General features: G+C 44.7%; 7 protein-coding genes and 2 pseudogenes. 3 read left to right on the top strand and 6 right to left on the bottom strand.

What is annotated here, in order from left to right; genetic code table 11:
• Window positions 1–135: pseudogene (locus AACQ81_RS00185) on the top strand (IS5/IS1182 family transposase); the annotation flags it as partial.
• A 121-nt stretch (window positions 136–256) separates the two neighbouring features.
• The gene (locus AACQ81_RS00180) at window positions 257–451 is read left to right on the top strand and encodes a hypothetical protein (protein WP_237388313.1); all 195 of its coding nucleotides are present in this window, start codon (window positions 257–259) and stop codon (window positions 449–451) included.
• Window positions 452–811: 360 nt separating this feature from the next.
• Here AACQ81_RS00180 and AACQ81_RS00175 read toward each other — a convergent pair whose 3' ends face one another.
• Together AACQ81_RS00175 and AACQ81_RS00170 are read right to left on the bottom strand one after the other, a co-directional pair.
• Window positions 812–1,930, bottom strand: a complete 1,119-nt coding sequence (locus tag AACQ81_RS00175) for a cupin-like domain-containing protein (RefSeq protein WP_237388312.1) — start codon at window positions 1,928–1,930, stop codon at window positions 812–814.
• 9 nt (window positions 1,931–1,939) lie between these two features.
• Window positions 1,940–2,701 (bottom strand): condensation domain-containing protein, encoded by a 762-nt coding sequence (locus AACQ81_RS00170; protein WP_237388311.1) that lies wholly within the window; start codon window positions 2,699–2,701, stop codon window positions 1,940–1,942.
• A gap of 27 nt (window positions 2,702–2,728) precedes the next feature.
• On the opposite strand from AACQ81_RS00170, the gene AACQ81_RS00165 reads away from it, so the two are divergent.
• Window positions 2,729–3,978 (top strand): IS3 family transposase gene (locus AACQ81_RS00165; RefSeq protein WP_237388310.1). Its coding sequence is split into 2 segments (ribosomal slippage): window positions 2,729–3,077 and window positions 3,077–3,978, totalling 1,251 coding nucleotides; the frame shifts between segments, so codons are not numbered across the junction.
• Here the strand turns inward: AACQ81_RS00165 and AACQ81_RS00160 are convergent.
• The 4 genes and pseudogenes from AACQ81_RS00160 to AACQ81_RS00145 all read right to left on the bottom strand — a co-directional run.
• Window positions 3,943–5,058, bottom strand: coding sequence for an AMP-binding protein (locus tag AACQ81_RS00160; protein WP_237388309.1), 1,116 nt, complete (start codon window positions 5,056–5,058; stop codon window positions 3,943–3,945). The two genes, AACQ81_RS00165 and AACQ81_RS00160, sit on opposite strands and share 36 nt — an antisense overlap.
• A gap of 189 nt (window positions 5,059–5,247) precedes the next feature.
• The gene (locus tag AACQ81_RS00155; RefSeq protein WP_237388308.1) at window positions 5,248–6,396 is read right to left on the bottom strand and encodes an acyl-CoA dehydrogenase family protein; all 1,149 of its coding nucleotides are present in this window, start codon (window positions 6,394–6,396) and stop codon (window positions 5,248–5,250) included.
• On the bottom strand, window positions 6,389–6,640 hold the full coding sequence (locus AACQ81_RS00150) for an acyl carrier protein (protein WP_237388307.1): 252 nt from the start codon (window positions 6,638–6,640) through the stop codon (window positions 6,389–6,391). The genes AACQ81_RS00155 and AACQ81_RS00150 overlap by 8 nt, the downstream gene beginning before the upstream one ends.
• Before the next feature lie 59 nt (window positions 6,641–6,699).
• Window positions 6,700–6,815, bottom strand: a pseudogene (locus AACQ81_RS00145) (IS630 family transposase); the annotation flags it as partial.

Genomic DNA, 6,815 nt, shown 5'->3' with positions numbered 1-6,815 from the left:
AGGCATTTGGTTGAAAATGCCTTTCTCCATTTGAAGCGCTGGCGTGGTATAGCGACCCGTTATGCCAAAAATAGTGCATCGTTTCTTGCCGCAGTCCAAATCCGCTGCCTCGCTCTTTGGTTGAGAATCTCATGACGACACTATCTAGCAATGCACTCTTTTCTGCTTCTGAAAAGTAAAAAATATAATCAGCGCCATGCAGGGTAATATCTGCCTCATTCAATTTCTGGCGGAAGATCGACTCAGACATTATTGCTTGGTTATAAAGCCCCGCTTTTTCAGCCATTTCAGGCGTCATAACCGCCATCACCCGGCCATCAGTCGTTTCCAGAACCATCAGTCGATCTTCTTCTTCCAGATTGGCGTTAGTGGCAATAGTAAAAACGTCATCACTATAGAGAACATCTCCATTCAACAATGGAGTTTGCCAAAAATCGGTTATCGTTTTTGAAAATAAAGACATACTTCTTACTCGCTTTAGGTGGAATCAGTAAGCGCATTTTGGCGCTCATTCAAAAAACTCCGGGAAAGTACTGCGGAAGTGGATTTATCCACTCTCAAACAGGTTTTTTCGTCCCATAAGATCAAGATCACTTCATCGCGTATAAACAGGTAAAAATGTCCTCCAGGAAAAAGATTGTGCCCCCAATACAGTCCGTATTATTTTCACGCATACTGCTTAAGAAATCGCAATATGTCATTATCCATCAATGCTTCACATTCAAATCGATGCATAAGGTATACAACAGGCTGATCCGTTCCTATTCAGAAATCAGATAGCAGTTAAAAATTAAAGCGTAAAAGTTAAAAATCAGAGAATAGTAGAAATGGCATTGTGCTGATAAATACGTGCGAACTCAGGAATAGCGGCAATCGGAGCGTCCGCTATCCAACCGTGTCCCCGCTGGCTTTTGAAATTAAAATAATCCCGGTACTCCGCATTGGTGAGAAAATTGTAAGTTAAAGAGATACTGGGCGATAAAGTATGTACTTCATGGGACAATCCCTTAGGGATCAACATAATCTCACCCGGCAGTAGATCGAATTGCCAGATACGATCCTTATTCTGGTACTGAACACCCTGATTTGCCTCACCACTGGTTTGGTCTGTAGATTGATACACCGATCGCGATAAATCAGCGCGTCCTTCTGCGGTATTTCTGACCACATCTTCCAGTGACTCAGAAAAAATCCATCCCGCTTTTCTACCCACCACCTGGCACAACACCGCATTCGTTCTCATTCCGTCAACATGTAAACGGGTACACGCGCCCGGAGCAGAGAAATAAAGCCCCCAGTCCTGACACATTCGCTTATTAGGTTGAAGGGAGCCAGCCTGAACCCAAGGGATCTTATAGCCGCTTTCAGGCAGGAAATAAGGCCGCTGCCAATGCGCCTGAATGTGTTGAAACGCCCGGAAACTAAATGAATCCGTTTTTACCCGATGTCCCAATCCCCACGTGAATAACAGATGCTTAAAAAATGAATCATAGGTGTAACGGAGATAATCCAGATCACTTCCCATTTCACCCAACTCAACAGCAGGTAACGACGCAATTTCCTGTAAATAAGTACGCAGCTCAACATTACTTTTCGGTTGGAATCCGGCATCCTGTAACTGCACAGACATATCTCCGAATTCTTGAATAAAGTAATCTAAACTCCAAATTTGCTTCGCTTGCCAATCCCTCAGACCATCCGCCACAATCACAGGCACTTTTTTCATCAAATAGCGTTCACTGAACTCAGCAACCGAGATATCAGTGACTTTATCCACGTTATGGTATTCTGCTGATTCAAGGCGCATCAATGCATCATGGCTTTCTATTTCACGCTGTATTTTCTTACTGCGCCGATAAATGCTCATTTCTTCATGTGCCCACATCACAATATCACCCAGTGCATTCCGGGTGGTGCCGAAAAAACTCATGTTTTCCCCCTAAAAATTAAACTCTGCATCTACATCCCGATCATTTATCTGAACGGATGCCGTTGATGTATAGCCATAATTGAGACCAGTGAGTAGTTCCTGTATTTCCGCATCAGGATTGGCAATGACTTCATCTATCAGAGTAAAGAAGTAATCAAACACAGCCATCACGGTATCTTTTCTGAACATGTGCTGACGGAACTGTATTGTGCAGTCAAAAGATTCTCGGGTTTCAGACACATCCATCGCCAAATCGAACTTGACGGCCTCCAGTGTCATTTCAAGCCGGGAAAACTCATTTTCCCCATCAAACTCATCTGCCCCATTCAGGCTCAATGGCAGGTAACCGAACACCACATCAAACAGCGGATGTTTACCCTTACGATCCTGAAAATTACATTCAGCGCTGAGATCTTCCAACAACGCGCTCATCGGATAAGTTTGATAAGGCACACTTTCAGTCCACCGGGCATTAAGCTCCAACAAATAATCCGCCACTGTTACGTCTGCCTCCGGCTCAACTTTCAAGGCCAGCATATTGACGAGATAACCGACCAGTGCCAGTTCTTCCGGTTGCATACGCCCAGTTACCGGAACACCAAGCAGGAAAGATTCAGTACGGGCAATTTTTGCCATCAAGATGCCAAACACCCCAAGAAAAAAGGTGAACGGAGAGAGACCAAGCTCATCACAAAGCTGTTTTATTTCCGCGCCGGTTTGCAATGGAAGGCTTTTATCCAGTGTGTGTCCCGTCCTAAATAAGGTTGACACTTTTCTTCATCCATTGAGGAGAGTGTTATGAAATCAGAAAGCAAACGAACTCAGCGTGATTATTCACTGGCTTTTAAATTGGCCGTTGTTGATCAAGTTGAAAAAGGCGAGATGACGTACAAACAAGCCCAAAGTCGGTACGGTATTCAAGGGCGTTCAACCGTTTTAGTTTGGCTTAGGAAGCATGGTCAGTTAGATTGGAGTCTGGGTTGGACACCTTTACATCCTCAAGGCGCTGCCATGACCTCATCTTCATCGCTTACACCTGAGCAACGCATAAAAGAACTTGAACAGCAACTAACTGAAATGGAAAAGAAAGCCGAGTTTTTTGAGGCAGTTGTTGAGGTGTTAAAACGGGATTATGGAGTAACTACCGTAAAAAAGCCACGAGGCAAGTCATTCAGGCGAAAAAAGTAACCGGCTTCCATGTGACTCAATGTTGCCGTTATCTGGGTATCACACGGCAAGCTTATTATCAGCAATGTCAGCGGATAGCCATCAAAGAACAACAGGAACAGGATACCTTGAGGCAAGTGCAGTCAATCCGCCTGAAGCAGCCCCGTATTGGCACGAGAAAGCTTCAGTATTTGTTGAATCAATCAAGCCCATTAAAAATAGGCAGAGACAGCCTGTTCGACTTACTCAGAACCCATCATTTGTTAGTCAGACCCAAACGGGCTTACCACAAAACGACGCAGAGTCATCATCGTTTTTACTGCCACCCTAATTTACTTAAAGTGGGTTCTAACAAGATAACCCCAACGGGGCCAGAACCAGTTTGGGTGGCTGATATTACGTATCTTCCCGTGAAAATGGGGGAAGCATATTTAAGCCTGATTACGGATGCCTGGTCACGTAAAATCGTGGGGCATCATGTGCATGATAACTTAAAAACAGACGCGGTTATCAAGGCGTACAAGCAGGCCTTAAAAAACCGAAAATTAGCCGAACAATCACTGATCCATCATTCAGACAGAGGGTTACAATATTGTTCAAAACGCTATCAGGCGTTACATAAGCACCATGAAGTGATTTGTTCAATGACAGATGGTCACGATTGCTATCAGAATGCGTTGGCAGAGCGTGTTAATGGCATCCTGAAAACCGAATTTTTACTCAGTAAACCGTCTGATCTTGAAGAAGCGATCAAAATGGTGAGTGAATCGATAGAAATTTATAATCGGTATCGGCCGCACTTAGCGCTAAAATATAAAACGCCGGATGAAGTTCATCATCAGGCGTTAAGTAAAAATAGTGTCAACGTATATCAGGACTAGACAATTATCCGGATCTACGATATATAACTGACAGCCAGTAAGCGGCTGACCGATAGGTATCAACGTTGATGACGTTTCCATGCAGTCATAAAAACTGACATCAATGGCCGCTTCTGTCGGGCCGTATAAATTGGTTAACAAGCAACGAGAATCAAACATGTTCTGAAATTGCTCTGCCAGACTGGCAAGCAATGACTCCCCACTAACATAGACCTGACGCAATGCCGGCAGTGGAGATGGCGAATCTGCATGACCGTTCTGAATGGCTTGATCCTGAAGTTCCTGAAGCACTGGCTTCAACAAGCTGGGGACAAAATGAACAACCGTAATGTTTTCGTTTGTCAGTGCCGCCACAATGCCTCTGGGAAAGGATTCCAGCCCCGGTTGCAGCAAATAGTTGCTCGCGCCATTCAATGCGGGCAGAAAAAGCTCCCACAAAGAGACGTCAAAAGTCAGTGCTGTTCTTTGCAGGATGATGTCTGTGTCTGTCATCTCACTGTGTGTCTGATGCCATTCCAGCCGATTGACAAACGCACCATGATTAACCAGAACCCCTTTGGGAGTACCGGTCGTGCCAGATGTGAAGATTAAATATGCGGGGTCTGTCGCCCGTAATTGAGGTGTGTTTGTCCCAGATGTGTCTTGTAAGGTATGTTCTGAAAATGGCAACGTGGATATTTTGTCCAGATGTTCACCATTGATCAGTTCCAGTGCAACATGCGTCTGAATAAACAAATTTTCCTGTGCCATGTGACAAAAAGCGATACGACATTGAGCCGTCGCAAGCATGGATGCCAAGCGGGCAGCCGGAGTTTTGGTGTCCACAGGGAAATATACGCCACCAGCCAGCAATACCGCATAGGCCGCCACCAGAAACTCAGGACTGCGTTCAAGCCCGATGGCAATACACTCACCCTGACGTACTCCGTGCTCGTTAATCAGATAATGAGCCAGCCGTTGCGCCCGTTGGTATAATTCCTCCCAAGATAAAATACTTCCTTTTCCCCAGCGTATCGCTGGATTTTGGTTATCTCTCGCCGTACTTTCGAAATAATCAGTAATCAATCGTCCCGTTTTCATGACGCTGAAGTCCTCTGATTGCTGGCTTTTAGTTTTTATGGTTCTGAAATGGGTTTGCAGCCCGATGTCATAGACGAACAACGGACAATAGAAATCCGTCGGCCAAACAATGTATTTGGCTTTTCAGGCAGTAAGTATGGGAATTAATTTATGGATGAATTGATGCAGCGCTGTCTGTCTTTTAGAAATCTATCGGATATAGCGATACCGATTACAGACTTCTTTTCCGATCAGCATTTTTTGTAATTCATTACTTCCCTCAACGACTTGAAGGATTTTTGCGTCCCGATAAAGCCGGCTAATGCCATTAATCTCATCACAACCGTGACCACCGTGGATCTGAACCGCTTTCGCGGCAGCAATACCGGCTTCATGTGATGCGAAAAGCTTGGCCTGAAGGATTTGCACAAGGGCATCTTCATCCTTGGTTTCTTTGGCTTTTGTCGCTGATAAGCAAATGAGTTGAGAGGCAAGCAGACTACCGGACATTTCAGCTAAATAACCCCGGATAATGCCCTGATCTGCAAGCAATGTTCCGAAAGTGACGCGAGAGTTGGCTCTATGGGCTGATGCTGCCAGTGCCGCCTGCTGTATTCCCAGCGCCGCCCAGGCCACGCTGATACGACCATAGTCCAATGCGCTGTTAGAGATGAGGTTTTGCCCAAATCCGGGTTTCCCGACAATATTGGCCTTAGGAACCCGACAATCGTTAAAATCCAATATCGCCAGATAAGCACTCCTGAATCCCAACATATTTTTTTTGGCAGTGATTTTTAATCCTGGTGTGTCCTTGGGAACCAACACAGCAGTATCCAGCCCTTGGTATTTGCCGAAGACCAGAAACAGATCGGCGATCTGGGCGAATGTAATCCAGCTTTTTTGCCCGTTCACATTCAGTTCATCCCCGTATTCTTCAAACTGTGTCGATAAATTTTTAGAGTCGCCACCCGCGGAAATTTCCGTTTGCGCGAATGCACCAATGATTTCCCCTTTCACCAACAATGCCAAAAAGCGTTGTTTTTGCTCCTGAGTCCCCCAATCCTCAATGGTTTTCAACATCATCGAATGTACATTCAGCAACCCTGTCAGGGAGCCGCTGCCTGCTCCGATAGCCATGTTCAGCAACCCGAATGTGGTTGCATCAAAGCCTGAACCCCCGTTTTCAGTTCTCGCCAACCCACCCAGCCAACCTTTCCGCGCAAGTTTTTGTACAACATGGGCAGGTGTTGCTTCGGCTAAATCCCATTTGTCAGCATAAGGCGCAACTTCTGTTGCTGAAAACTGCTCAAATTCTTGTAACCATTCCTGCTGTACTGCGGATAAAAAACGATTAAACATTTGCTGCCACCTTTCTGTCCAAAAAACTACAGACGGCCTGAATACTAGAAAAATTGGCATTATCAAGGTCATCAATCTCAACCTTAATTTTGAAATTTTTTTCTAGGAAGGAAATTAATTGGATGGCGGCAAGAGAGTTAACCAAGCCTGTTTCAAATATATTGACTGAATCACCTAAATCCTGCTTACCAGAAAGTTTGCACAAATATTCAGAGACTAACTTTTTATGTTCAGATACGTTCATTACGACTTTCCCTTTGCAAGCTTAATTTCATGAGTTTTTTCTTTGCAATAAATAAGATTTCATAATTGTGATACACCCATTTTTCTCATCCCCGGTTTTTGCTGTTGTAAGGAAGCGGTTTCCATGAAGATTTTGACATGGTTAAGCAACTGCCACATAAATTGGCAGCAGTGGT

Source organism: Xenorhabdus sp. Sc-CR9 (assembly GCF_963897815.1).
GTDB lineage: Bacteria > Pseudomonadota > Gammaproteobacteria > Enterobacterales > Enterobacteriaceae > Xenorhabdus.
This window is presented reverse-complemented; position numbering and strand designations above follow the sequence as displayed.

Coding starts and splice junctions, on each gene's coding strand:
- AACQ81_RS00175 (WP_237388312.1), bottom strand. CDS start 1,930: ATGAGTTTTTTCGGCACCACCCGGAATGCACTGGGTGATATTGTGATG.
- AACQ81_RS00160 (WP_237388309.1), bottom strand. CDS start 5,058: ATGAAAACGGGACGATTGATTACTGATTATTTCGAAAGTACGGCGAGA.
- AACQ81_RS00155 (WP_237388308.1), bottom strand. CDS start 6,396: ATGTTTAATCGTTTTTTATCCGCAGTACAGCAGGAATGGTTACAAGAA.
- AACQ81_RS00150 (WP_237388307.1), bottom strand. CDS start 6,640: ATGAACGTATCTGAACATAAAAAGTTAGTCTCTGAATATTTGTGCAAA.